General features: G+C 71.0%; 26 protein-coding genes and 1 tRNA gene. 12 read left to right on the top strand and 15 right to left on the bottom strand.

Annotated elements, in window-relative coordinates; all coding sequences use genetic code 11:
* Positions 1-63: 63 nt before the first annotated feature.
* On the bottom strand, positions 64-306 hold the full coding sequence (locus AB0B85_RS05310; RefSeq protein ID WP_357403811.1) for a flavin reductase: 243 nt from the start codon (positions 304-306) through the stop codon (positions 64-66).
* Between the two features lie 199 nt (positions 307-505).
* Here AB0B85_RS05310 and AB0B85_RS05305 point away from each other — a divergent pair, with 199 nt between their 5' ends.
* Both AB0B85_RS05305 and AB0B85_RS05300 read left to right on the top strand, forming a co-directional pair.
* Positions 506-1,273, top strand: a complete 768-nt coding sequence (locus AB0B85_RS05305) for a helix-turn-helix transcriptional regulator (RefSeq protein ID WP_357403809.1) — start codon at positions 506-508, stop codon at positions 1,271-1,273.
* On the top strand, positions 1,264-1,455 hold the full coding sequence (locus AB0B85_RS05300; protein ID WP_357403807.1) for a DUF397 domain-containing protein: 192 nt from the start codon (positions 1,264-1,266) through the stop codon (positions 1,453-1,455). Before AB0B85_RS05305 ends, AB0B85_RS05300 begins: the two co-directional genes overlap by 10 nt.
* Positions 1,456-1,520: 65 nt before the next feature.
* Here AB0B85_RS05300 and AB0B85_RS05295 read toward each other — a convergent pair whose 3' ends face one another.
* On the bottom strand, positions 1,521-2,144 hold the full coding sequence (locus AB0B85_RS05295; protein ID WP_357403805.1) for a DUF1349 domain-containing protein: 624 nt from the start codon (positions 2,142-2,144) through the stop codon (positions 1,521-1,523).
* A gap of 135 nt (positions 2,145-2,279) precedes the next feature.
* Here AB0B85_RS05295 and AB0B85_RS05290 point away from each other — a divergent pair, with 135 nt between their 5' ends.
* The gene (locus AB0B85_RS05290; protein WP_357403803.1) at positions 2,280-2,834 is read left to right on the top strand and encodes a hypothetical protein; all 555 of its coding nucleotides are present in this window, start codon (positions 2,280-2,282) and stop codon (positions 2,832-2,834) included.
* Between the two features lie 92 nt (positions 2,835-2,926).
* A complete protein-coding gene (locus AB0B85_RS05285; RefSeq protein ID WP_357403801.1) occupies positions 2,927-3,421 on the top strand; it encodes a hypothetical protein in 495 nt (164 codons plus the stop codon).
* 99 nt (positions 3,422-3,520) lie between these two features.
* On the opposite strand, the gene AB0B85_RS05280 is transcribed toward AB0B85_RS05285, so the two are convergent.
* A complete protein-coding gene (locus AB0B85_RS05280) occupies positions 3,521-4,114 on the bottom strand; it encodes a hypothetical protein (RefSeq protein WP_357403799.1) in 594 nt (197 codons plus the stop codon).
* A gap of 170 nt (positions 4,115-4,284) precedes the next feature.
* Between AB0B85_RS05280 and AB0B85_RS05275 the strand changes: the two genes are divergently transcribed.
* The gene (locus AB0B85_RS05275; protein WP_357403797.1) at positions 4,285-4,758 is read left to right on the top strand and encodes an SUKH-4 family immunity protein; all 474 of its coding nucleotides are present in this window, start codon (positions 4,285-4,287) and stop codon (positions 4,756-4,758) included.
* Positions 4,759-4,827: 69 nt separating this feature from the next.
* Here the strand turns inward: AB0B85_RS05275 and AB0B85_RS05270 are convergent.
* Positions 4,828-4,914: transfer RNA gene (locus tag AB0B85_RS05270), tRNA-Ser, on the bottom strand.
* Positions 4,915-4,989: 75 nt separating this feature from the next.
* Here AB0B85_RS05270 and deoD point away from each other — a divergent pair.
* Complete coding sequence (gene deoD, locus AB0B85_RS05265; RefSeq protein WP_030328147.1) at positions 4,990-5,697, top strand: purine-nucleoside phosphorylase; 708 nt, start codon at positions 4,990-4,992, stop codon at positions 5,695-5,697.
* A 95-nt stretch (positions 5,698-5,792) separates the two neighbouring features.
* Here the strand turns inward: deoD and AB0B85_RS05260 are convergent, their stop codons facing one another.
* Genes AB0B85_RS05260 through AB0B85_RS05245 form a run of 4 tightly spaced genes read right to left on the bottom strand, consistent with a single transcriptional unit; the run spans position 5,793 to position 9,287 of the window.
* Complete coding sequence (locus AB0B85_RS05260) at positions 5,793-6,992, bottom strand: ABC transporter permease (RefSeq protein ID WP_357403795.1); 1,200 nt, start codon at positions 6,990-6,992, stop codon at positions 5,793-5,795.
* Positions 6,992-7,687 carry an ABC transporter ATP-binding protein gene (locus tag AB0B85_RS05255; RefSeq protein WP_357403793.1) on the bottom strand — a complete coding sequence of 232 codons (696 nt, stop codon included), beginning with the start codon at positions 7,685-7,687 and terminating at the stop codon, positions 6,992-6,994. The genes AB0B85_RS05260 and AB0B85_RS05255 overlap by 1 nt, the downstream gene beginning before the upstream one ends.
* Complete coding sequence (locus tag AB0B85_RS05250) at positions 7,684-8,766, bottom strand: peptidoglycan-binding domain-containing protein (protein WP_357403791.1); 1,083 nt, start codon at positions 8,764-8,766, stop codon at positions 7,684-7,686. The genes AB0B85_RS05255 and AB0B85_RS05250 overlap by 4 nt, the downstream gene beginning before the upstream one ends.
* Positions 8,763-9,287, bottom strand: a complete 525-nt coding sequence (locus tag AB0B85_RS05245; RefSeq protein WP_357403789.1) for a hypothetical protein — start codon at positions 9,285-9,287, stop codon at positions 8,763-8,765. Before AB0B85_RS05245 ends, AB0B85_RS05250 begins: the two co-directional genes overlap by 4 nt.
* A gap of 131 nt (positions 9,288-9,418) precedes the next feature.
* Between AB0B85_RS05245 and AB0B85_RS05240 the strand changes: the two genes are divergently transcribed.
* Together AB0B85_RS05240 and AB0B85_RS05235 are read left to right on the top strand one after the other, a co-directional pair.
* Positions 9,419-10,075 carry a response regulator transcription factor gene (locus AB0B85_RS05240; RefSeq protein WP_357403787.1) on the top strand — a complete coding sequence of 219 codons (657 nt, stop codon included), beginning with the start codon at positions 9,419-9,421 and terminating at the stop codon, positions 10,073-10,075.
* Positions 10,072-11,238, top strand: coding sequence for a HAMP domain-containing sensor histidine kinase (locus AB0B85_RS05235; RefSeq protein WP_357403785.1), 1,167 nt, complete (start codon positions 10,072-10,074; stop codon positions 11,236-11,238). Before AB0B85_RS05240 ends, AB0B85_RS05235 begins: the two co-directional genes overlap by 4 nt.
* A 16-nt stretch (positions 11,239-11,254) precedes the next feature.
* Here the strand turns inward: AB0B85_RS05235 and AB0B85_RS05230 are convergent, their stop codons facing one another.
* From AB0B85_RS05230 to AB0B85_RS05220, 3 genes are all read right to left on the bottom strand, one after another.
* Positions 11,255-11,701, bottom strand: a complete 447-nt coding sequence (locus tag AB0B85_RS05230) for a nucleoside deaminase (RefSeq protein WP_357404148.1) — start codon at positions 11,699-11,701, stop codon at positions 11,255-11,257.
* Positions 11,702-11,846: 145 nt separating this feature from the next.
* Positions 11,847-12,374: a tRNA adenosine deaminase-associated protein gene (locus tag AB0B85_RS05225; RefSeq protein WP_357403783.1), complete on the bottom strand. Its 528-nt coding sequence runs from the start codon at positions 12,372-12,374 to the stop codon at positions 11,847-11,849.
* Between the two features lie 379 nt (positions 12,375-12,753).
* Positions 12,754-13,140 carry a hypothetical protein gene (locus tag AB0B85_RS05220; protein ID WP_357404146.1) on the bottom strand — a complete coding sequence of 129 codons (387 nt, stop codon included), beginning with the start codon at positions 13,138-13,140 and terminating at the stop codon, positions 12,754-12,756.
* Positions 13,141-13,210: 70 nt separating this feature from the next.
* Between AB0B85_RS05220 and AB0B85_RS05215 the strand changes: the two genes are divergently transcribed.
* Together AB0B85_RS05215 and AB0B85_RS05210 are read left to right on the top strand one after the other, a co-directional pair.
* Complete coding sequence (locus tag AB0B85_RS05215; protein ID WP_357403781.1) at positions 13,211-13,975, top strand: peptidoglycan DD-metalloendopeptidase family protein; 765 nt, start codon at positions 13,211-13,213, stop codon at positions 13,973-13,975.
* A gap of 29 nt (positions 13,976-14,004) precedes the next feature.
* Positions 14,005-15,075, top strand: a complete 1,071-nt coding sequence (locus AB0B85_RS05210) for a PHP domain-containing protein (RefSeq protein WP_357403779.1) — start codon at positions 14,005-14,007, stop codon at positions 15,073-15,075.
* 126 nt (positions 15,076-15,201) lie between these two features.
* Here the strand turns inward: AB0B85_RS05210 and AB0B85_RS05205 are convergent, their stop codons facing one another.
* A complete protein-coding gene (locus tag AB0B85_RS05205; RefSeq protein WP_357403777.1) occupies positions 15,202-16,182 on the bottom strand; it encodes a DMT family transporter in 981 nt (326 codons plus the stop codon).
* A gap of 131 nt (positions 16,183-16,313) precedes the next feature.
* On the opposite strand from AB0B85_RS05205, the gene AB0B85_RS05200 reads away from it, so the two are divergent.
* Positions 16,314-17,984: a DUF885 domain-containing protein gene (locus AB0B85_RS05200; protein WP_357403775.1), complete on the top strand. Its 1,671-nt coding sequence runs from the start codon at positions 16,314-16,316 to the stop codon at positions 17,982-17,984.
* Positions 17,985-18,052: 68 nt separating this feature from the next.
* Here the strand turns inward: AB0B85_RS05200 and AB0B85_RS05195 are convergent, their stop codons facing one another.
* The 3 genes from AB0B85_RS05195 to nudC form a co-directional block, all read right to left on the bottom strand.
* A complete protein-coding gene (locus AB0B85_RS05195) occupies positions 18,053-19,603 on the bottom strand; it encodes a DUF6114 domain-containing protein (RefSeq protein ID WP_357403773.1) in 1,551 nt (516 codons plus the stop codon).
* 77 nt (positions 19,604-19,680) lie between these two features.
* Positions 19,681-20,304, bottom strand: coding sequence for a DUF6230 family protein (locus tag AB0B85_RS05190; protein ID WP_357403771.1), 624 nt, complete (start codon positions 20,302-20,304; stop codon positions 19,681-19,683).
* Positions 20,305-20,652: 348 nt separating this feature from the next.
* Entirely contained in the window at positions 20,653-21,570 is a 918-nt protein-coding gene (nudC, locus tag AB0B85_RS05185; protein ID WP_357403769.1) for an NAD(+) diphosphatase, read from the bottom strand.
* Positions 21,571-21,750: 180 nt separating this feature from the next.
* Here nudC and AB0B85_RS05180 point away from each other — a divergent pair, with 180 nt between their 5' ends.
* Positions 21,751-23,565, top strand: coding sequence for a VanW family protein (locus AB0B85_RS05180; protein WP_357403767.1), 1,815 nt, complete (start codon positions 21,751-21,753; stop codon positions 23,563-23,565).
* Positions 23,566-24,161: the final 596 nt, after the last annotated feature.

The raw sequence follows: 24,161 nt of genomic DNA, 5'->3' as shown, positions 1-24,161 counted from the left end.
CGTCAGCTCAGCCACGGAAGCGGCCTCAGAAGGCAACCACCGGGGCCAGGGGACAACGTCAGCTCAGCCACGGCAACGGGCCCAGGAGAGGAAGCGTTCGCTCAGCCGGGCGGGGTCCACCTCGGGTAACTGTTCGCCGGCTTCGGCCTGGAGCGTCGCCAGGTAGACGGTCAACGCCAGCCGGTCGTGCCGATACTCGCCGAGCAGCCGTAGCTTCGCCGCCGAGCACGGCCAGGCGATGCCGCACGCCGCGCAGCGCCAGGTGGGTCGGGTCGGTAGGTGGTTCCGGTGGCGACGGCGGGGCATGGGCGGGCTCCTTCGCTGTGGAAGCGGGTCGCCCCGCCCTCCCCGCCGGGGCGACCCGCTGACTGACGCCCACCGCCGGGCTGCTGCGCCTCCACCGGTCGCGCCGTCTTCTCCAAACCACTCTCGGGTGCGTCACGGGACAGATACACCGCGTAGCGATATGGTCCTCAGATATTCGAAACATCTCGATGGAGGGGCCGTGAACGACGCGTTGCGGGTGGCGCTCAGCGACACCGGGCACACCACCGAATCTCTCGCCGAGACCGTCGGCGTCGACCCGAAGACCGTGGGGCGGTGGTTGACCGAGGGGCGCATCCCGCATCCCCGGCACCGCCTGGCGGCGGCCGAGGCCCTTCGCAAGGACGTGTCGGACATCTGGCCGGACACTTCAAGACGTCGTGACCCCATTTGGTTTCGTCCGTGGCAGGAGATCGAGCGGGAGGCGGTGTCGCTGCGGTGGTTCGAGTCGACCGTCCTGCCGGGGTTGTTGCAGACCGAGGCGTACGCCAGGGCGGTGCTGAGCGGCGCGGGCCTGATCCCTCGCGGCGAGATCGAGCGGCATCTCACGGTCCGGCTCGGCCGACAGGGCGTGCTCAAGCGCGACGACCCGCCGCAGTTCACGGCGGTCGTCGACGAGGCGGTCATCCGTCGCCCGGTGGGCGGCGGGTCGACGATGCGCGAGCAACTGCTGGCCGTCGTCGCCGCGTGCGCCGAGCCGCACATCCGGGTGCACGTCGTGCCCAGCACGGTCGGCGCGTACGCCGGGCTGAACGGGCCGTTCGTGATCGCGCACAGCCACGACCACCGGATGGCCGGCTACCTCGACAACCAACTCCAGGGACAAGTGGCTAGCGACCCCGAGGACATCGCGGCCATGATGGCGGCATGGGAGAACGTGCGCGGGGAGGCGCTGTCCCACTGGCAGTCGGTCGACCTGATGAGGGAAGTGGCGGAGTCATGGAGCTGAACGACGCCCGGTGGCGTAAGAGCAGCCGCAGCAGCGGCAACGGCGGCGCGTGTGTCGAGGTCGCCGACAACCTGCCCGGCGTGGTCGGCGTACGGGATTCCAAGGACCCGAACGGCCCGGCGCTCACCTTCGCGCCGACGGCCTGGCGGGCGTTCGTGAGCCGGCTCGCCACGCGAAGCTGACCGAGCCCCGACCCGTCGTACACATGTTCTATCCACAGGCTGTGGACGGCGGTGTCGGGCCTGCGTCAGGAGCCGTCGCGGAGGTCGGCGAGGCGTTCCGGTCGGAAGCTGACCTCCTCGAAGGTCACGCTGCATCCGTCGCCGGTCGGCGACTGGCCGGCGAAGCCGATCCGATCGCCTGACGTCTCGCCGTCGAAGCCGAACACGCGGATCAACTGCCAGGTCCGCCCGTCGACCGAGGCGTGGTAGGCGTAGACCCGACCGATCCGCGAGACCCGCAGCCACACCGTGCGGTCGGCCACCACGAAGGCGTTCGCGTCGTCGGCGACGCCTCGGCAGATGACGGACACGATCATGGGCTCACCCTTGGGTGAGAACTCGAAGCACAACTTGCCCCAGCACCGCTCGTCGCGCCAGAGCAGGAGCACCCCGGCGTCGAAGGTCGCGGCGAAGGCCACGCTGACCCGGGCGCTGAACTGGAAGTCGCCCTCCGGCGGCAGGTCGGCGAGCAGTGTCGCCGCGTTGAGGACGGGTGCCGCGTCGTCGCCGCCGCTGGGGTCGATGAAGATGTCAGTACGCGGCTGCGCCGACACCGTCACCGCCCCGGAAGTCTCGTCCACCCGCCAGAGCCCCTCGGGCGAGGGCACGAGCGGCGACGGCATACCGGGGACTGTCAGTTGGTCGACCATGACCAGGACGGTACAACGGGTCCCGGCAGCGAATCCGCCGCCGCCGGCCGGGTACGGTCCGGGAATCGACGACGACCAGCCCCGCTGGCGTCGTACACATGTTCTATCCACAGGCTGTGGACGGCGGAGGGTTCGATGACTTACCAGCTCAGCGCGGTGGTCGCGGACGTCGAACTGCTCCGTGAGCAGACCGCCGAGCTGGATCACGCGGTCCTCGGCGAGCTGCGCCAGGATTTCGGGCTGTTGCCGGTCACGCCGCAGTTGGTGGTGGAGCTGACCGGGTCGTTGCCGGATTTCGCGACGGACGACCGGAGCGCCGAGCACCCGTTCGGTCTGGTGCTGTCGCCGACGCTTGCCGAGTTATTGACCCGCTGGTCAGAGGCGGGGCCGGTGGCGTACCTGGAGGCGGAGTTCGGCGGTGGCGTCGGCTGCCAGTCGGCGGCGGTGTGGCTGGGTGGAGCGCTGTCGTGGGGTCCACACTTCGACGACGTGCTGGACGCGCCGCGTGGGCAGTGGCCGATAAACGCGGCGCTGACCCGGCTCGGTGTCGAGCCCGGCGAGTGGATCGACCCGTTCGCCGAACTGGGGTTGCACCTGGAACGGAACACCGACGGCTGGTTGGCGCACGGACGGCGTCGCCTCAGCGCCGACTACTGGGACGACCTGGTCGAGCAGTGGGAAAATCAGTAATCCGCCGACTGGCAGCAACCTGAACGCCCGCGTTCCGTTGGGGACTGGGGGATTCCATGAAATTGCGACAATTTGCGTTTATTGCCACGCTGATGACGGCTGCCACGATTGCTGGCAGTGGAGTGCCGCCGACCGGGGCGATCCCGGACGGCCGGCCCGCCGGCAACGTGGAGATCATTGACCTGAACGGCCTGCGCAACATCGAGTTCGGCGACACCGAGGAGGAGCTGACCCGACGCGGCATCCTGCTCACCAATCTGGACGCCTGCGGGCCGACGCTCGCCGGCCATGACACGGTCAGCCCGGTCTTCGTTGAGGACAAACTGGTGCTGCTCTGGGTCGGCGACCCGATGCGGACACCGGAGGGCATCACCGCCGGCTCGCCCATCGGCCAGGTCTGGGCCCGCTACCCGCTGGTCACCCGACTGCCCGCTCCACAGGGGACACACCGCCTCGACGGGCTGCTCGCCCGCCGCGGCGACCGCGCGTACCTCTTCCTGCACGACGGGCGCACGGTCCAGAAAACCATCGCCGGGTACGCCGACTGGGCCCGCCGCCTCTTCGAGGAGGGAGCGGGCCCGTGCTGACCAACCGGCCGCCGCATCCAGTCGGGCGACGACATCAGCGCAACGACTCCGCGGCCGCGTAACCGGACCACGTCGGCCAGTGCGCCCACCACCGCCACATCACGGCTGAGGCCGTTCCCGGCGCTCAAGCGGGGGAACCTTGACGGCGTGTACGGCATATCCGCCGACGAGGATCGGATACCGGGGCCTCACTTGCGAGCCCGGAGGAAGGTCCGTCTCGGGATCGATGCAGCCGGTGGGCGGTGGCTCGCTGCCGTTCGTCGCCTGGGCGTCGACGATCTGATCCGGCCCCCGCCCGCCGTCGATGATCTTCACGTAGAAGCCGTGGTTCTTCACACTGCCCTGCGCCTCCGGGACGATCGCGGTGAACACCGCGACGTTTCCGGTGACCCGCAGACACGTCACGTCGGCCCATCCCTGCGCCACGAGCGTGCCGTCCGCCCGTTCGTGCCGGTACCGAAACCGACCGTGCGCCGATCCCTCGGAGGCCGATACGGCGTGGACGCCGAACCAGATCCGGTGCCCCTCGGTGTTCGGCTCGTCGTACACGAAATGTCCCAACCCGACGACAGCCGACCGCCCCGCGGCAGCGTTGCTCGTGCCGGGCCGGGCCTGGGCGGTGGTGGGCGCTGCCAACAGCCCCGCCACCGCAACCGCCGTCAGTGTCGTCGCCCGCAAACCAGATCTGAACACGTCGTTCCTTCCGCCCACCCGTCGCTGACGCGATTCAGCATCACCACCTGCGGAACCGACCAGATCCCTCCGATGAGCCAGCCGCGTCCCCTCCGCAAGGGAGCCGGCGCGGGTACGCGCTCAACCGAGGTGCCCCCCGGCCAGCGGCGGCGCTCGATAGATTGCCCGCCATGGCATCGCTGCACGAGCTCGACTGGTGGGAGTCGCTGTCGCCGGAGTTGCGGGACCGGCTGGCCAGCGTCGACCTGCCGGAATCACTGCGGCTCGACGAGTACTACCTGTTTCTCCTCGGCCCGGATCTGACCTTCCGGGACGGCCTGCTGCGATTCGGCTACGCCACCGCCGGGTTGAGCGGCGAATTCTGCCTCGATCCGGGCACCGGTGCCGTGCTGATCATCGACGACCTCCCGTCGCGGACGTTCGTGAACTCGTCGCTCGACCTCTACGCCCGCTCGCTACGCCTGGTCGCCGATCTCGCGCCAGCGATCGTCGGTGGCGACCCGGACCGCTGGGAAGACGCCAAGAACGAGATGCAGCGACTCATTGAGGAGTGGGACGCGCCGGCGATGATCGTGGACAGCTACTGGGACTTCATCTCGTGGGACGTCGCCGCCGGCAACTTCGCCGACCAGTCAGACCTCTGAACCGGGCCAACCTACCGAGAACGCCCGGCAGATCCGCGAGGGTCGGCCGGGCGTTCTCGCACTTCAGAGCGGTGGCGGAGGGATTTGAACCCTCGGAGGGCGTTAACCCTCACACGCTTTCGAGGCGTGCTCCTTAGGCCGCTCGGACACGCCACCGCCGACGAGGGTACAGGACCGCCGGTTCGGACGCCGAACCGGTATCGCCCGGGCCGGCCTGGCAGGATCTTTGCCATGAGTACGCACATCGGCGCGAAGCCGGGCGAGATCGCCGAGCGGGTCCTGATGCCGGGTGACCCCCTGCGGGCCAAGTGGATCGCGGAGACCTACCTCGAGGGCGCCACCTGCTACTCGACGGTTCGGGGCATGCTGGGTTTCACCGGCCGCTGGAACGGCGTCGAGGTTTCCGTCCAGGGCTCCGGCATGGGCATGCCGTCCGCCTCCATCTACGCGCACGAGTTGATCAACGAGTACGGCGTGAAGACGCTGATCCGGGTTGGCTCCTGCGGTGCCCTCAGCACCGACCTGCAACTGCGCGACGTGGTGGCCGCGATCGGGTCGTCCACCGACTCGAACATGAACCGGATGCGCTTCGACGGGTTGATCGACTACGCGCCGGTGGCTGACTTCGGGCTGCTGCGTACCTCGGTCGAGGTGGCCGAGCGGCGCGGCATCAGCATGCACGTCGGGCCGATCCTGGCGGCGGACGCCTTCTACACCGACCGGCCGGACCTCTACGACACCCTCGCCGACTACGGCGTGCTGGCGGTGGAGATGGAGTCGGCGGCGCTCTACACGATCGCCGCCCGGTTCAAGGCCCGGGCGCTCACCGTGCTGACCGTCAGCGACCACATCAAGACCGGCGAGAAGACCACCTCGGAGGAGCGGGAGCAGACGTTCAGCCAGATGGTCGAGATCGCCCTGGACACGATCATCGCCTGACCCGTGCCGAGAGCGGCATGACTCATTCGGTATAAGAATACCCCTGGGTCATGCCGCTCTTTCGGCTCATGCCAGCCAGACCGCCACACGCGCCGTCAGACAGCGGCCAGCGCCTCCGTCGGCGCTAGGCGGGCGGCGCGCACCGCCGGGTAGAGGCCCGCGAAACCGCCGATGACCAGTGTCGCGCCCACTCCGCCGAGTATCGCCCCGGCCGGGACCACAGTCGGCCAGTCCTGGGAGAACGCGTACCCCGAGGTGACAAGCACACCCAGCACCACCCCGCCGATCCCGCCGAGCGCGGAGAGCAGCAGCGATTCGGCGAGGAACTGGGTCCGTACCTGGCCACGGGTCGCGCCGAGCGAACGGCGTAGGCCGATCTCGGCCCGCCGTTCCAGCACGGAGATCACCATGGTGTTCGCCACGCCGACACCGCCGACCAGCAGGGCGACCGCGCCCAGACCCAGCAGCAGTCCGGTGAACGCGTCGTCGGTCGCCTCGGCGGCGGCGAGCGCGTCGGAGGGCCGGGACACCTCGACCTCGTTCGGCGCCTCCGGGTTGGCTGTCGCGCCGAGCACCGAGCGGACCGCCTCGACCTGTGCCTCCCGCGCCCTCGTGTAGATGGTGGTGGGGTGCCCGTCGAAGCCCAGGTAGTCGGCCGCCGCCGGCCAGCCGACAAGCGCCGAGGTGTCCAGCTCCGGCGCGAGTGGCGCGGCGGCGAGGACGCCCACCACCGTGAACGACCGCCCGCCCACCCACACCTGCACCTGCGGGTCGGCCGCGACGATCCCGAGCCGTTGTGCCGCGCCGGCGCCCAGCACCACCGCCGGATAGTGTTCGGTCGCCTCGTTGAGCCAGGTACCGCTTGTCAGCTCGGCCCCGACGGTGCCGAGCAGGTCCAGCCGGGCGGCCCGGGTGGCGATGCCTCCGGTCTCCGCGGCCGGGATCCGATCCGAACGGTAGACCTTGGCGTCGGTGACCTCCCCGGTTGCGGACACCTCGGTCACCGGGCCGATCCGCCCGATCATGGCGATCGACTCGTCGGGCAGTTGGGCGTCCGCCCCGAACAGGGTGTTGCCCGGCTCGACGGTGAGCAGGTTGGTGCCGAGGGCGTCGAGCGCGCGGTCCAACTCCGCCCGGGACGACGACGAGATCCCGACGACCGCGATCATCGCGGCGATACCGATGGCGATGCCCAGGGCGGAGAGGAACGCCCGGAGCGGACGGGTCCGTAGCCCCACCCCGCCGACCCGCAGGATGTCCGCCGGTCCCAGCCGGGCCGGGGTCAACGTCGCCATCAGCCGACCCCGCCTGGCGTACCGGCCGAGTCGTGCCGCACCGCGCCGTCGCGCATCCGCACCTGCCGGGGCAGCCCCGCCGCGATCTCCCGGTCGTGGGTGATCACCACGACGGTGGTACCGGCCCGGTGCAGCTCGTGCAGCAGCTCCAGCACCCCGGCACCGGACGCGGAGTCCAGGTTGCCGGTCGGCTCGTCGGCGAGCAGCACCGCCGGCTCGCCGACCACCGCCCGCGCCACTGCCACCCGCTGCCGTTCCCCGCCGGACAGTTCGTGCGGCCGGTGCCCGAGCCGGTGGCCCAGGCCGACCCGGACCAGCGCGGCCCGCGCGCGTTCGCGCCGCCGCCGCAGGGGTACGCCGGAGTAGAGCAACCCGTCCGCCACGTTGTCCACTATCGGAACGCCGGGGGCCAGGTGGAACTGCTGGAAGACGAAGCCGATCCGGGTGGCCCGCAGGGCTGACAACTCCCGGTCGGTCAGCTTCGCCGCGTCGTACCCGTCGATCAGCACGCTGCCCGACGACGGCCGGTCCAGGGTGCCGATCAGGTGCAGCATCGTCGACTTGCCCGACCCGGACGGGCCGACGATCGCCACCAGCTCGCCGTGGCCGATCCGCAGTGACACGTCGTTCAACGCCACGACGTCGCCGGCGTACCGTTTGCTGACCCGGTCGAGCACTATCACCTCGCCGGTCATCCCGGCACCGCCACCAGCGTGCCCTCGGTGACGTCCGCGCCGGTGATTTCCACCCGGCCGTCGGCGAACAACCCGGTGGTCACCGCGACGACCCGGCTCGCCTCCCCCTCGGCGAGCTGGACGCCGTAGCCGCCCTCGGCGAGCGCGAGAAGCGCCGACACCGGCACGGTGAGGACGTCCTTGCGCTCCGCGGCGGTGAAGACGACGTCGGCGCTGGCCTGGTCGAAGCCGGCGAGCGCCTTCGGGTCGGCGACCGCGACCGTCACCTCGATCTTCGTCTCGGCCTCGCCGGACTGCCCGTTGGCTCCGGCGGCGCCGGCCTGGATGACGGTCTCGACAGTGCTGACCGTGCCCGCCACCGTCCGACCGTCCGGCAGCCGCACGGTGACCTTCGCGTTCCGCTTCGCCAGCCGCTGGTCGTCCACGTCCAACTCGACGGTGACCAGGCGGCTGGTGCCGGTGTAGGCGAGCACCGCCTGACCGGGTTGGGTGAGATCACCGACGTCCGCCTGGTGGCTCTCCACCCGGACCTCCCGGTCGGCGTAGATGATCCGCCCCGGCTCGACCCGACCGGTCTCGGCCAGGCCCAGGTCCTCCTGCCAGTCCCGGACCGCGTCGGCGGTGGCGCCGGTGTACTCGTCGTCGACCGTGAAGCCGGTGTAGCCCAACGCCTTGAGGTTCCGCTCGAACTGCGCGACGTCGGCACCCGCCAGCCCGGGGGCGAGGGTCCGGTACGCGGGCAACCCGCCGTAGAGGAGCACCACCTCCTCGTTGTCGACCGAGTAGAGCGCCCGCCCCCGCTGCACAGTCGACCCGGTCGGCGGCAACGCGGTGACAGTGCCGCTGAGCTTCGCCGTGGCGGTACGCGTAGCGCCGTACCCCAACTCGCCCTCGGCGGTCTCCGCATCGGCGAGGGTCTGCCGGGTGACAGGCGCGGTGGCCGGTGGCGCGCTGCCGGCCTCGGCCCGGTCCCCGCCGCCGAAGCCCACCGCGGCGCTCACGCCCACGGCGGCGACCAGCAGCACGACTCCGCCGATGACGGCGGCGCGCAGCCGGGCACGTCGGGAAACGCCGCTCACCGGCCACCCCCGACCTGTGGTGCGTGCTGCCGGCACTTCTCCAGCGCGGCCTTCATGGCCGGATCGCCGATGTCGATCGCGTTGTCGCCCACCCCGATCCGGACCCGTCCGTCGGCGTCCGGATCCGGGAAGTCCGGCACCCCGTTCTCCCGCATGCACTTGGCCAGCGTGCGCATCTGCTCGGCCTGCTCAGGGTTGAGCTGCGGCCCCTGCCCACCGTTCGGCAGTTTGTCCTGGCACTTCTCCATGGCCGCCTGGACCTTCTGCCGGTCCACGTCCGCGCCGAACCGGAAGTTGGGACGGCCGCCCGGCTCCGGGTCGGGCAGGTCGACGCCGTTCTCCCGCATACAGCGGGCAAAGGCGAGCTGTTTGTCCGAATCGCTTACCGGCGCGCCGCTGGCCGTGGCGCTTGTCGTCGCCCCGCCGGCGGTCGCCACCCCGCCGCCGTCGTCGCCTCCCGCGCCGCACCCGGCCAGCGCCAGGGTGAGCAGGACAGGTACCGCGAGCAGTTGCCGCCGCATGGTGTCCACCTCCGCTGTGGGTCCGACGCGACTCGTCGGACGTCGACACCCAGTGCACGGCAGCGGGCGTATCCCCGGCGTTACCGTCGGCGGTTATGCCGCAGTTACCGCACCCCGGGGACCATGGAGGGGTGAGAGTGCTGGTGGTCGAGGACGAGACGGTGCTGGCGGACGCCATCGCGGAGTGGCTGCGTCGGGAGTCGTTCGCTGTGGACGTGGCGTACGACGGCGACGCCGCACTGGAGCGGCTCGGCGTCAACGAGTACGCGGTGGTGGTGCTGGACCGGGACCTGCCGGTGGTGCACGGCGACGACGTGTGCCGGGCGATCGTGGACGCGGGCGGGGAGACCCGGGTGCTGATGCTGACCGCGGCGGCAGCGGTCCGGGAGCGGGTGGCGGGGTTGGCGATCGGTGCCGACGACTACCTGACCAAGCCGTTCGCCCTCGTCGAGTTGTCGGCGCGGGTGCACGCGCTGACCCGGCGGGCCCGCCCGGCGGCTCCGCCGACGCTGCGCCGCGCGGGCATCCAGCTCGACCCGGCACGGCACGAGGTACGCCGCGACGACCGGCACGTGGCGCTGTCCCGCAAGGAGTTCGCGGTGCTCGTCGAGTTGCTGCGCGCCGACGGAGCGGTGGTCTCCGCCGAGGATCTGCTGGAACGCGCCTGGGACGAGCACATCGACCCGTTCACAAATGTCGTCCGGGTCACCGTGATGAAGCTGCGCCGCAAGCTCGGCGACCCGCCGGTGATCGAGACGGTGCCCGGCGCGGGGTATCAGATCCGATGAAGCGGCTGACCATCCGCGCCCGACTCACCCTGATCTACGGCGGGCTCTTCCTGCTGGCCGGGGTGGTCCTGCTGGCCGTCACGTACGTGCTCGTGGATCAGCGCACGGCGCAGCCGTTCGGGGTGAGCCTGCGCGACCTGCCGAGGACCTCCCCCACGACACCCAGCGGCCAGAACGTCGACAACCTGCGCAACCTGTTGCAGGAGGTGCAGGACGAGGCGAAACGCAACGCGTTGGAGTCGCTGCTCACCCAGGGCGGCATCGCGTTGATCGTGGTGTCGACGGTGGCGATCGCCTTCGGCTGGTTGCTCGCCGGCCGGGCGTTGCAGCCCCTGCACCAGATCACCGGAACGGCCCGACGGATCGCCGGCGCGGACACCGCCGGCCGGGGCCTGCACGAGCGGATCGCGCTCACCGGCCCCCGCGACGAGGTACGCGAACTCGCCGACACGTTCGACGAGATGCTGGAACGGTTGGACAGGTCCTTCGACGGGCAGCGCCGGTTCGTGGCGAACGCCTCGCACGAGCTGCGTACCCCACTGGCGCTCAACCGGGCCCTGGTGGAGCTGGCGGTCAGCCGGCCGGACGCGTCGGCGGAGACACGCCGGCTGGGTGAGTCGCTGCTGGCGATCAACGAGCGGCACGAGCGGCTCATCGACGGCCTGCTGACCCTTGCCGACTCGGAGAACGAGCTGACCGAGCGTACGCCGATCGACCTGGCCGAGGTCTGCGCGCACGTCATCGATCAGGCCGAGAAGCAGGCACCTGACGTCCCGGTGCGCCGATCGCTGGCGCCGGCCCCGGTCAGCGGCGACCCGGTGCTTGTGGAACGACTCACCGTCAACCTGGTGGAGAACGCGGTGCGGCACAACCTGCCCGCCGACGGTTGGGTCGAGGTTCGCACCGGCCGGACCGACGGCCAGGCCACCCTGACGGTGACGAACACCGGTCCGCCGATCGCCGGCTACGACATCGAAACGATGTTCCAGCCGTTCCGCCGGCTGTCGCGGGAACGGGTCGCCGGTGCGCGGGGCTTCGGGTTGGGGTTGTCCATCGTGCGCGCGGTGGCCCGCGCACACGGTGGCACGGTTGAGGCGCAGCCCCGCCCGGCGGGCGGCTTGATCGTCACGGTCACCCTGCCGGCGGCCGGACCGCCGGCCTGACCGGGTCGGGTGTCCCTCAGCGGAAGAAGGCGCGCAGGACCGCTGCGGTCTCGGCTTCCAGGACGCCGCCGTAGACCTCTGGTCGGTGGTTGAGCCGGCGGTCGCGGAGCACGTCCCAGAGCGAGCCGGCCGCGCCGGTCTTGGGTTCCCACGCCCCGAAGACGACTGTGGAGACCCGGGCCAGCACCAGCGCCCCCGCGCACATGGTGCACGGTTCCAACGTGACCACCAGGGTGCAGCCGTCCAGCCGCCACCGGCCAGACCGCTCGGCCCCCCGACGCAGGGCCAGCACCTCGGCGTGCGCGGTCGGGTCGCCGGTCAACTCCCGCTCGTTGCGTCCGCTTGCCAGCTCGGTCCCGTCCGGCCCGTAGAGCACCGCGCCCACCGGCACGTCGTCCACGTCACCGGCACCTGCCGCGACACCGCCGGTGCCGGTGACGGCGACCTCCAGGGCACGGCGCATCCACAGTTCGTGCCGCTGCCTCCGGCCGAGCTCACCCGGGTCGGCCAGGCCCTCGTGCGCGCCCGGCCCGGCCCGGCCCACCACACCGGGAGTCGGCTGCCCCGGTCGGATCGTCTCCAGTGCCGGGTCGGTGGCGTCGGCCGGCTCAGACCTCACGCAACTCCTCGACCTCGTCGGCGCAGCCGAGCACCTGGCAGATCTCGGCGGTGACATCCGCCGGCAGCATCCCCTCGTGCGTACACAGGGCGAGCAGCTTCTGCGCGGAGATGCCCAGGTTGGCCAGCAGGTCGGCCTCACCCACCGGATCGGCCTCCGGGTCGACGGCGGGCTGCTCGCTCTCCTCGTCACCGGTGGTCGCCGGGCGGGCCTCCTCGTCGCCGTCGAGGCCGGTGACCGAGGTCTTCAGGTCACCGACGAGCAGTGCGCCCAGCGGGGACTCCTCGGCGTACGCGGAATCCGAACCGAACACCCGCAGATCCTCGCCCTCGTCGAGACGCAGGATCACCAGGTACGCGTCATCTGCCTCGACGAAGAGCAGCGACACGTCGGCCTCCTGGTCGACGTCACGCAGCCGCTCGGCGACCTCGTCGATGTCGGTGGCGCCACGCAGGCTGACCTCGGCGGCGGTCCAGCCACTGTCGTCGCGCACAACGGCCGCAGCGAAGTACGACACGGTCCCCCCAATAGCCCTCGACACAGCGTCGACTCGTTACGCGTGCACGTTAGCCGGTCGGGTCGGCAGGCGACTCGTCAACGCCCCGAAGGGTCGGTCATTCCTGACAAAGTCGAATCAGCCGGCTACCCGACGGCGGGTAGCGATGAGCTGGCGCAGACGCTCGGTGCGCTGCCGCTGCGGTCGGCTGCGCTGGCGGACCGCACGGGCGCCCGCCAACTCGGCAAGCAACTGCAGGCGGCGGCGACAGCGATCGGGGTCCTGTCGCGGAGTGGTCCAGGCCATAGTGCCGAGCGTGCCGAGTCTCGGCGGCCACGTCAAGACGGCGTTCGCTACGCAGCCAACCGGGCACGCGGCGCAGTCGTCGGCGCCCCTCTGATCACCACAGCGGCCAGTCACCGCTGGTGGCCCAGCGGACCGCCACCACGGCGGCGGCGATGCTCCAGCCACCCGCCGTGACGATGGCCACCCCGGCGGCGACCCCGCGATCGCCGTAGCGGACCAGCACCAACGCGGTAAGCCACGCCAGCAGACCCGCCAGCACCGTCCACCACGCGTAGCTCATCACATCGGTGCCCAGCAGGCCGAACAGCAGCAGCCAGGTGGTCGCCGCGCCACCACCGGCGGCGACGCCACCACCGGTGACCGGGTGCGGCTCGCGGTAGGTGGGGCGGGACGGGGGCCCGGCCGGGAAGAGTCCGGACGGGATCCGCGCCACCTGAGGTGCGGCGGCACCGGGATCCGGGCCGGGGTCGGGTCGGGTGATCGCCACCGTCGCTGCCCTCCCTCACGCGCGCCGCTCGTGCTCACGGTACCGGCTCTGCCAGGATGACCGGATGCCCTCGCCGACGATCAGCCAACGCGTGCGCCCGGCGTACCCGATCCTGCTGCTTCTCGTCCCGGTGCTGGCCGCCGGCTGCGCGACCACCCGGCCGGGAGTGCCGCCCGAGGGAGCACCACAGACGCCGTCGGCGGTCTGGGCGACCGCCGACCAGCCGGCGTCGCCGACGGCCGCGCCGACGCCGACCGGCCCGGCCCGCCCGAAGCCGTCGCCGGCCAGCCCGTCGGCGACGGCACCGCGCAGCGGGCTGCGGCATGTCTTTCCGGTACGCGCCGGCAACGTCGACTATCACCCGACCCACGGGGCGTACCCCGCCACGGATCTCTTCGCCAACTGCGGTGAACCGTTCGTCGCGGTGACCGACGGGACGGTGCTGGAGGTCAGCCGCGTCGACAAGTACCGCAAGGGTGGGCCGCAGGGTCCGGACAACGGCGGCCTGTCGGTCTCCCTGCTCGGCGACGACGGCGTGCGTTACTACGGCTCGCACCTGAGCGTCGTGTCCAGCGGCGTCGACGCCGGGGTGCGGGTCCGTGCCGGGCAGCAGCTCGGCAAGGTGGGCCGCACCGGCAACGCCAACAACGTCTGCCACGTGCACTTCGGCATCTCGCCGCCCTGTGCCGGCAAGGACGGCTGGTGGATCCGGCGCGGCGTGCTCTGGCCGGCGCGGTACCTGGATTCGTGGCGCGCCGGCGGCAATCGGGAACCGGCCGCCGAGGTCGTCGCGTGGCAGCGTAAACACGGCTGTCCGAAGGCTCCCTGACCGGTCCCGCAGGGACTAGGTTCGGTGGGATGAAGGCCCGGGACCCCATCGCCGACCTGCGCCGCATCGCGTTCCTGTTGGAGCGGGCGAACGAGGCGACATACCGCGTCCGGGCGTTCCGGTCGGCGGCGACGGCGTTGGCGGGTCTGCCGGCGACCGAGGTGGCCGCGCGGGCCGGCAACGGCACGCTCACCGAGTTGGCCGGTGTTGGCGACGTGACGGCCCGGTGCGTGGCGGAGTCGCTTGCCGGCGAGGAGCCGGTCTACCTGCGCCGGCTGCTGGCGACCGAGGGCAGTGACCTGGATGCCGAGGCCACGGCGCTGCGCGCCGCCCTGCGGGGCGACTGCCACACCCACTCGGACTGGTCCGACGGCGGCTCGCCGATCGAGGAGATGGCGCTGGCCGCTGTCGAGTTGGGCCACGAATATCTGGTGCTTACCGACCACTCGCCGCGACTGACGGTGGCCCGAGGGCTGACCGCCGAGCGCCTACGCCGGCAGCTCGACCACGTGGCGCAGGTGAACGCGGCGCTGCCCGAGGGCTTCCGGATCCTCACCGGCATCGAGGTGGACATCCTCGCCGACGGTTCCCTCGACCAGGACGACGAACTGCTGGCCCGGCTGGACGTGGTGGTCGGCTCGGTGCACAGCGGCCTGAAGGACGAACGGTCGAAGATGACCCGTCGCATGCTGAGGGCTGTCGCCAACCCGCACCTGGACATCCTCGGTCACGTCACCGGCCGGATGGTCTCGTCCCGCCCGGCCGGGGTGACCGGCCCGGGCGACCGGGGGCACCGCGCCCGGACCAGGGCGGAGAGTGACTTCGACGCGGACGCCGTCTTCGCCGCCTGCGCCGAGCACGACACCGCCGTCGAAATCAACTCGCGGCCGGAGCGGCAGGATCCGCCGAAGCGCCTGATCCGCCGGGCGCTGGAGGCCGGCTGCCGGTTCGCCATCAACACCGACGCGCACGCGCCCGGCCAACTCGACTGGCAACGGTTCGGCTGTGAGCGGGCCGCCCGCTGCGGCGTCCCCGCCGATCTGGTGGTCAACACCTGGCCGGCGGAGCAACTGGTGGCCTGGACGCACAACCGCGGCTGACCTACCCACCCCGCCAGGTGGGCGCCGGCCGCCGGGGCGGTGATCCACTCGGGTTTCTTGACGTCGGGGTATCCCGGTCCGCCGGATACCCCGATTTTCAGGAAGTCGAGTCGATCAGCTGGTCGGTCAGCGGCGGGCCGGTTCGGCGGCGGGTGCGGCGGGAACGCCGACGCCGACCACCGGACGAGGCTTGCGGCGACCGAACACACCCTGCGCGACAGCGACCCCCAGCAGCACGATGAGCGCGCCGACCGGCTGGTGCCAGTTGAGCCGCTCGTCGAGCGCCACCGCCCCGATCAGCACCGCGAAGATCGGGATCAGGTACGTGACGGTGGACGCGGTACTCGCGCCAGCCACCCGGATGTTGCGCATGTTGATCACGAAGGCAAGCCCCGTGCCGAGCGCGCCGAGCGCCAGCACGCTGGCGACCACCCCCGCCGACAACTCGGTGGGCAGCGGCGGCAGGCCGGCGACGAACGGGGTGACGACTGCCAGTTGCGCGGCGGCGAGCAGCAGTTGCGCCGCGGAGAGCGACAGGCCGGAGTGCGTGCTACCGGCGACGAACCGCTTCTGGTACGGGATGGCGACGCCGTAGCAGGCGGCCGCGCCGAAGCACATCAACTGCCCGGTGAAGTGCGCCCCGCCGATGCCCTCCCAGACCCCCAACACCACAAGCACCCCGAGGAAACCGAGCCCGAGCCCGATCGCGCGACGCACTGTCAACTTTTCGGTGCGGAAGACCAGCACCGCCAGCGGCAGCACGATCAGGGGCGTGGTGGCGTTCCAGATGCCGGCGAGCATCGACTCGACCCGCTGCTCGCCGTAGCCGAAGAGGGTGAACGGCACGGCCACACCGAACGCGGCGACGACGGTCAGGTGCGCCCAGATCCGCGGCTCGCGGGGCAGCCGGTCGCGCACCACGGCGAGGACGACCAGGAGCGTCAACGCGCCGGCGACGACCCGGTAGAGGGTGAGCTGGACCGGGTGCAACTCGGCCACCCCGACCTTGATGAACAGAAAGCTGGAACCCCAGATCGCGGCGAGGGCGACGAAGCCTGGCAGCCAGGCGCGAGCCGGCGCCTTGTCAGGAGTGGTATCGGCAGTCACCCCTGACACTCTGCCGGAGCCCACCGACAAAGTCGCGTGCCTTTTCACTGTTGCGCCGCGAGTCACGTCACCGGCCTGATCACGACAAACGTCGTCGACACGAAGGCGGGGGGGTCACGTAGGGTCGCACCGTGGGACGAATCGATGAAATCGCCAACCGTTATGTGGCCGAGTGGGCGCCGTTGAGCCCGACCGGCGCGACCTTCGTCGGCATCGCCGGCCATGACGATCAGCTCGACGACCTCTCGCCGGAGGGTTACCGGGCGCGTGCGGACCTCACCCGCCGCACGCTCGCCGAACTCGAGGTGACCGAACCGCAGGATGAGTCCGAGCGGATCGCCAAGGAGGCCATGCAGGAACGGCTCGGCCTGGACCTGGCCCTGTACGACGCCGGTGAGACGACAAGCGGCGTCAGCGTGATCGCGAGCGGGCTGCACGAGATCCGTATGGTGTTCGACCTGATGCCGACCGCGACAAGCGACGAGCAGGCGAACATCGCGGCCCGGCTCAACGGCTTCGCCGGCGCGCTGGAGAACTACAAGGTCACCCTCCGGGAGGCCCTCGCCGCCGGTCAGGTCAGCTCGAAGGTGCAGCTGGTCGAGGTGGCCAAGCAGTGCGACATCTGGGTCGACCCGAGCGGGGACAACTTCTTCCACGGGCTGGTCGAGCGGCTGGGCGCAGCGGGCTCGCTCGACGCGGAGCTGCGGCGGGGCGCGGCGGCGGCGACCGCGGCGACAGCGGAGTTCGGTCAGTTCCTGCGTACCGAGCTGGCCCCGCACGGGCGGGACAAGCAGGCCGCCGGCCGGGAGCGCTACGAGCTCGCCTCGCAGTACTTCCTCGGTGCCAAGATCGACCTGGACGAGACGTACGCCTGGGGCTTCGCGGAGCTGGCCCGCCTGGAGGCGGAGATGCGGACCGTCGCGGGGCGCATCGCCGGCTCCGGGGCCACCGTCGACGAGGCCGTGGCCAAGCTGGACGCCGACCCGACGCGGACCATCCAGGGCAAGGAGGCGTTCCGGGACTGGATGCAGGCCCTCGCCGACAAGGCGATCGCCGAGCTGCACGGCACCCACTTCGACATCCCGGAGCAGGTCCGCCGGATCGAGTGCTGCCTCGCCCCGACGAGTGACGGGGCCATCTACTACACCGGCCCGAGCGAGGACTTCTCCCGGCCGGGCCGGATGTGGTGGGCGGTGCCGCAGAGCATCACCGACTTCTCCACCTGGCGGGAGGTGACGACGGTGTACCACGAGGGCGTGCCCGGTCACCACCTCCAGGTGGCGCAGACCGCCGTCCGAGCCGACCTGCTCAACCGCTGGCAGCGACTGCTCTGCTGGGTCTCCGGGCACGGCGAGGGCTGGGCGCTCTACTCGGAGCGGCTGATGGACGAGCTGGGCTACCTGGAGGACCCGGGCGACAAGCTGGGCATGCTCGACGGCCAGGCGATGCGTGCCGCCCGGGTGATCGTCGACATCGGCATGCACCTGGAGTTGGAGATCCCCAAGGACAATCCGTTCGGCTTCCACCCGGGCGAGCGGTGGACACCCGAGTTGGGTTGGGAGTTCATGCGGGCGCACTGCCGGGTGCCGGACGAGAATCTGCGCTTCGAACTGAACCGCTACCTCGGCTGGCCGGGGCAGGCGCCGTCGTACAAGGTGGGTGAGCGGATCTGGCTCCAGGCCCGCGAGGACGCCAAGGCCCGCAAGGGTGCGGATTTCAACCTGCGGGAGTTCCACCGGCAGGCGCTGGACCTGGGCGGGCTGGGCCTCGACCCGCTGCGTCGGGCGCTGGCTCGACTCTGAGTTCATCGGCGGTTCGAGCGCCGGCGGTACGCCAACCGCCGGCGCTCGGACCATACGGCGGGTGCGGTTCAGCCGAGGGTCAGCGCCAACGCCGGTCGGGCGGTAAGCGTGTTACTTGTGACGTATGCCAGGTCGATGACCGGGTCGGTGAACGTGATCGGGATCGGCGAGGTGATCGGCACACCGTCCGGCAGCGGCAGATCCGGCGTCAGTGTGATCTTGATGCCAACGAGCCGGCCGACGAACCGGGTGGCGTAGAACGCCACGTCTCCGCTGACGGTCAACCGGTCCGTCGCGTACCGCTGGTTGCGCCCGGCGGGGCCGTCGGCGCTGAGCAGGAAGTCGTCGGTCACCGCCTCACTCATGCTGAACTTCAGCACCTTGAGGTCGCCCCGCTCGGTACGCAGGTCGGTGACCCCGTCGAACCGCAGGCCGGTCATCCGGACCGACGATCCGGTGAGCTTGGACGGCGTCTGCGCCACCTTCGGCAGGGTCGGATCGGCGGCGATGCGCGGCAGCGGCGTGCCCGGCTCGACCTTGCCCGGCTCGTCGGGCGTCGGCGTACCCGGCTGGCCCGGGGTTGGGGTGCCCGGCTTGCCGGGGGTCGCCGGGCTGGACCCGTCCGGTGCCGGCGTCGAACAGTCGCCAGGCCCGTCCGTCGGCGTACCGGTCGGTCCCGCTATGGGCGTGGCGGCCAGGCTCGGCAACGGTTCCGGGGCCTGCGCGCGACGCCCACCATCAAGCAGATCGCCGATTCCGTCCAGGATGTCGGTGACCACGTTGCCATCCGGTTCCGGGCTCGGGGTCGGCGCGGCCGGGCTGTCGCTGGGCGACGGGCTGGCATCCCGGGACGGGGTGGGGCAGTCGGTCGAGGCGACCCGGATCGGGGCTGCCCGTACCCCTTGGGGTTGGATGGCCAGCCCACCGGCGGCCAGGCCGAGCACCACGAGAACGACGCCGAACGCCCGGTGCGGGTCGGTCGGTCGTTCCGTCCTGGTGGGCGGCTCGCCGTCGTCGGACGTCTGGGACGCGGTCGGGAGGACGCCCCACCCGCCGTCGTCGGACGCCCGGGCCGCCGGGAGGACGCCCCGCTCGACGGTGGCCGGCTCGGCATCCGACCACGCATCGCCGGCCTGCTCCGCACCGGCAGGCCCGGCGGCAGTCGGCTCGGCATCCGACTGCTCACCGCCGGCCGGTTCGACGCCAGCGAGCTCACCGTCAGTTTGTGGCGGGCCCGGCGTCCACGCGAAGGCGAGCGCACTGCCGACAATGCCGAGCAGCAGACCGACGAAGAAGCCGCCGAGGTTGAGCCCGATCAGCGAGTAGACCGCGGTGACCGCCGCGACTATCGAATAGAACAGGCGCTGCGCCGGGGTGATCCACAGCAGCAGCCCGCAGGTGACCAGAATGATCGGGATCAGCAGCGAGAGCAGGCCGCTCGCCCCACTGTGGAAGCTGAGACCGTTGAGGGTCATCCGGGTGGACGCAAACATCTCCAGCCCGGCCAGTGCGGTGAACAGGCCACCGAGGAACGGTCGACTGCGCCGCCAGCGGCGGAAGAGCCGCCACGCCTGCGCCAGACCGCCGGGCCGGGCGTGGGACGGGTTCGCGGTTGTCACGTACTCCTCCTGGCCACGCGGGGAAGGGGACACGGGCCGGACCCGCGGCGTTGGCGCGCCGCGGGCCACGGCTCACCTTAGAAGCACTCCTTGCCCTTGGCGTCCTCGCCCACGTTGACCTTCAGCCGAAGCCCAACCAGGTTGAACGTGGCCGCCGTGGTGTAGCGGGACACCTGCTGCAGGTTGGTGATGGTCACGTGGTCGGAGTTCTGGCCGAACGAGCCGGCCTGCGCCGTCGGGTTCAGGTCGGTGGCGTCCCGACCGATCTTGATGTTGGTGAAGGTCGCGTTGCCGTTCAGCGAGTCCATGGCGATCAGCAGGTCCTTGGCCCGTGCGGGCTCCTTGCCCTCGCCGGCGTTGATGGTGAGCACCACCGGCAGGCCCGGCAGGTCGGCGCGGACGGACTGGCAGAGGCTGTACAACTCGGCGTCGCTGATCTCGGAGAGCGCGACCGGGTGGACCTGGCCGGGCTTGCCGTCCTTGCCCTTCTCCCGGACGATGCCGCCGTACTGCTTGAAGCCGTCGCCCTCAAGGCGTTCGGCGCCGATCTTGAAGGTCTGGCCGGAGACCGTGATGTCGGAGGCGATCGCGCCCGTCGACATTCCGAAAAGGATGGCCCCGGCGGCGGCCGTAGCGGGCACCGCCATGGCGGCGAACCGCCGCCACCGGGTGCGACCCTGATTCTTCAACCGATCCTGCACGGGGTTCCTCCTCGAGGTGGATGCGCGCGGCTTGCCGGTGACGAACTGGCGGCCCTACACCGGGCTCGGCATCTGTTACCGGCGGGTAACGATCGGGGTTGATGGTGCACCCGTTGGGGCGTAGCTCACAACCCCCCGATTACTCGGCAGTAATAGGGGGCCACCTGGAGGCCAGCGCCGCGTCACGATGGGTTGCGGCATATGCCGGCTAAAAAACGGCAAAAGTGACGGCGATTGGGGCGATTTCTCGGAATCGCTGCGGAGCGTGACCAGTCATGGCCCGATCACAATAATGTAACGACGACACGGCGGTGGTTTGGCTGCGGCTGGGGTCCCTATCGGACAAGGTCAGACCTCGGTCAACCAGTCCTCGAGCAGGCGGTGGTCGATCGCGTCCACCCGACCGAGCGTACGGCCGGAAGCCACCCGATCCCGCAGCTCCGCTCGGGTGAACCAGCGCGCCTCCAGCAACTCCTCGCCGTCGACGCGTACCTCGTCGGACGTGGCGGTGGCCCGGAAACCAACCATCAGGCCGGCGGGGAACGGCCACGCCTGCGACCCCTGATATGTCACGTCGGTGACGGCCACGCCCGCCTCCTCGGCCATCTCCCGACGGACCGCGTCCTCCAGGCTTTCGCCGACCTCCACGAAGCCGGCAAGCGTCGAGAACGCGTCCTCGGCCGCACCGGCGTGCCGGGCCAGCAGGCACCGGCCCGGCGGGCCGGGCGCCTCGACCAGCACGATGATCGCCGGTTCGATCCGGGGAAAGAGGAGACGGCCACAGCCAGCGCCGGTGCAGGTGCGCATGTGTCCGCCGCCCGCCGCTTCGGCCGGCGCCCCGCACGCCCCGCAGTACCGCTGCTGCCGATGCCAGTGCAGCAGACCCCTGGCGTACGCCTGAACGGCCGCGGCACCCGGTTCGAGCTGCCCGACCAGGGCGCGCACGTCGACGGAACGTGCCGCACCGGCCATCTCGACGGCGGCCCGTTCAGAAAGTGCGGACAGGTCAACGGCGAACATCGCCACCGCACCGTCGAGCCCCAGGAAGACCGTCTCACCCGCAGCGGACCGGACGAGCGACGCCCGCTCCGCAGTGAGCCGGACCGGCCCGTCCGCGTCGACGAGGCAGCGGTCCCGCCACAACGCCAGCACCACGGTGCTCGACCCGCAGAGCAGTGCGCTCAACCGGGCCGGATCGGTGCGCAGGGCAGCCGCCCGGTCCAGCCAATCGCCGCCGTACGCCAACACCCGCTCCGCAGTGTCCACCCGGTCACCGTGCCACGCGCGTGCTCCGCCGTTGGCACCGCCCCCATGCCCCAACGAAACGCCGGGCGACACGCGGTGGCAGCACCGGATGGGCGCAGCCGGCGGACGGCCCGGCATTCGTTACCGTAGGTGCCTCCGGGAGGGCGTACCTCCCGCGGCACCCTGGCGATCGAGGTTGCAGTGACGCTGTACGGCGAAAAGAATCCCCCCGCCGACGACCGGCCCACCGTGCAGGTCACCGCGGTCACCTGGCCGGAAGACGAACCGGCGACCACCTCAGCTGCGGGTGAGCCCGAGGGTGGCCCGAGCCGTCCCCGCCGGGTACGAATGCTGCTCGCCACCGGCGTCACCGGCGGCGTCCTCGCCGCCGTGGCGGGTGCCGGCGCCTGGGCGTACGCCGGGGACGTCCCCCGAGGCACCAACGTGCTCGGCACCGAACTGGGCGGCCGGAGCCGCGCGGACGCCGACCGGGAACTACGCGCCGAGCTGGACCGGCGGGCGGCGGCTCTCGCCGGCCCGCTGACGATCACCGTCAACGGGCGGACCGCCGAGATCAACCCGGCCGAGGTGGGCTTGGCCGTCGACGTGCCGGCGACCGTCGCGGCAGCGGCTGCCGCCGACGCGCACCCGGTCAGCCGCCTGGTCGGCTCCCGCACCGTCGACCCGGTGGTCACCGTCGACGTGGACCGGCTGGACGACGCGCTCCGCAAGGTACTCGGCGACCAGGTCCAGGGCATGACGATGCCGGCGATCACCTACCAGGGCACCACACCGAAGGTCGTACCGCCCAAACCCGGGTTGGCCTTGGCACCGCAACGCTCGGCCGAGGTGGTGCGGGCCGGCTGGCTGGCCGGCACCCCGATCACCGTGCCGCTTGTGGAGAGCCACCCGGCAACCACCCCGGAAGAGTTGGACCGGTTGGTCACCGAGCTGGCCAAGCCCGCGGTCGCCGCGCCGGTCACCCTGCGTACCGACAAGGGTTCGATGCAGGTCCCGCCCGCCGCCATCGCGAAGAGCCTGCGGTTCGCCGCAGACAAGACCGGCAAGCTGACCCCCTCGGTGGACGTCAAACGGCTCCGGGCGGCGCTCGGCGACGACCTGGCCGCCATCGAGGTACCGCCCCAGAACGCCACGATGACCATCGTCGGTGGCCGGCCCACCACCAAGGACGGGCGACCCGGTCAGCAACTGGACACCACGACGCTGAGTCAGGACCTGCTGGCCGTACTGCCCAGGACGGACGGCCGCGAGGTGAGCGGCGAACTGAAGCCGACGCCACCCGAACTGACCGCCGAGAAGCTGACCGGACTCGGCATCAAGGAGCGGGTGTCCACCTTCACCACCCGCTTCACCGGCGGCCTGGCCTCCTCGCGCAGCCAGAACATCGCGACAATCGCGAAGCAGGTGGACGGCACGGTGGTCCTGCCGGGGAAGACGTTCTCGCTGAACGGTCACACCGGCGAGCGCGGCTACGCCCAGGGCTACCGGGACGCACCCGTCATCCTCGGCGGAAAGCTCGTGCCGGGCGTCGGCGGCGGCACCTCACAGTTCACCACCACGCTGTTCAACGCGACGTACTACGCCGGGCTGGAAGACGTCGAGCACAAGCCCCACTCGTACTGGTTCGACCGCTACCCGGCGGTCATCGAGTCGACGATCTTCTGGCCGGACCTGGACTTCAAATTCCGCAACAACACCGAGTACGGCGTTCTCATCGACACGTCGTACACGTCGAGCACTATCACCGTGTCGATCTGGAGCACGAAGATCTACGACAGCGTGAAGACGGAGTACGGGCCGCGTCGCAACATCACCACACCGAAGCTGATCCACCTGGAGCCCGGCCCGTCCTGCATCGCGACCAATGGCATAAACGGCTTCACCCAGGACGCCTTCCGGGTCATCAAGAAGAACGGCGCTGTGGTCAAGCGGGAGAAGTTCACCTGGCGCTACGACGCGGAGCCCCGTTACGTCTGCGGGCCGAAGCCCTCCTGATCCGGTCTTGTGGTTCTGGGGTCCGGCGGGGCCCGGGTCCGGTCGGGCTCCGAGGCCGGCAAGGGCTCTGGGATCCGGTCGGGGCTTCGGGGCTCCGGGCCGGCGGGGCTCCGGGCCGGCGGGGCTCCGGGTCGGCCCGTTACGCGACCTGCGCGAGTGCCCCGGCGGTGACCTGGGCGGGGTGCTGAAGTGCGGCAGCACCAGTGGCGACGGTGGCGAATTCGCGGTGTGGCTGGGCCGACCACGGCAGCGTCGTGATGGTGTTCCCCGGCCGTTCGATCGCCGACGCCAGCGGGCTGATGCGTAACCCTCCGCCAGGAGATGCAGACCCGGGGGGGTGATCCACGCCCGCCCTACCCCTTGATCGACTCCTCGCCGCCGGCTGATCGACTCGGTTTCCTGATACCCGGGGTGTCACCCGGTCGCGGATACCGCGGTTTCCGGGAACCCGAGTCGATCAGGTAACACGCGTCGACCGACCCCGGCCGGGAACCCCGCCCGGGGGGGGAATGCAGATAGGGCCACCCCGCATGGGGTGGCCCTATCTGGAAGATTGTCCGGCGGCGTCCTACTCTCCCACACCCTCACGAGTGCAG

This window comes from Micromonospora sp. NPDC049044 (assembly GCF_040649215.1).
Classification (GTDB): Bacteria; Actinomycetota; Actinomycetes; order Mycobacteriales; family Micromonosporaceae; genus Micromonospora.
The sequence above is the reverse complement of the archived record's forward strand: the minus strand, read 5'-3'. Positions and strand labels throughout refer to the sequence as shown.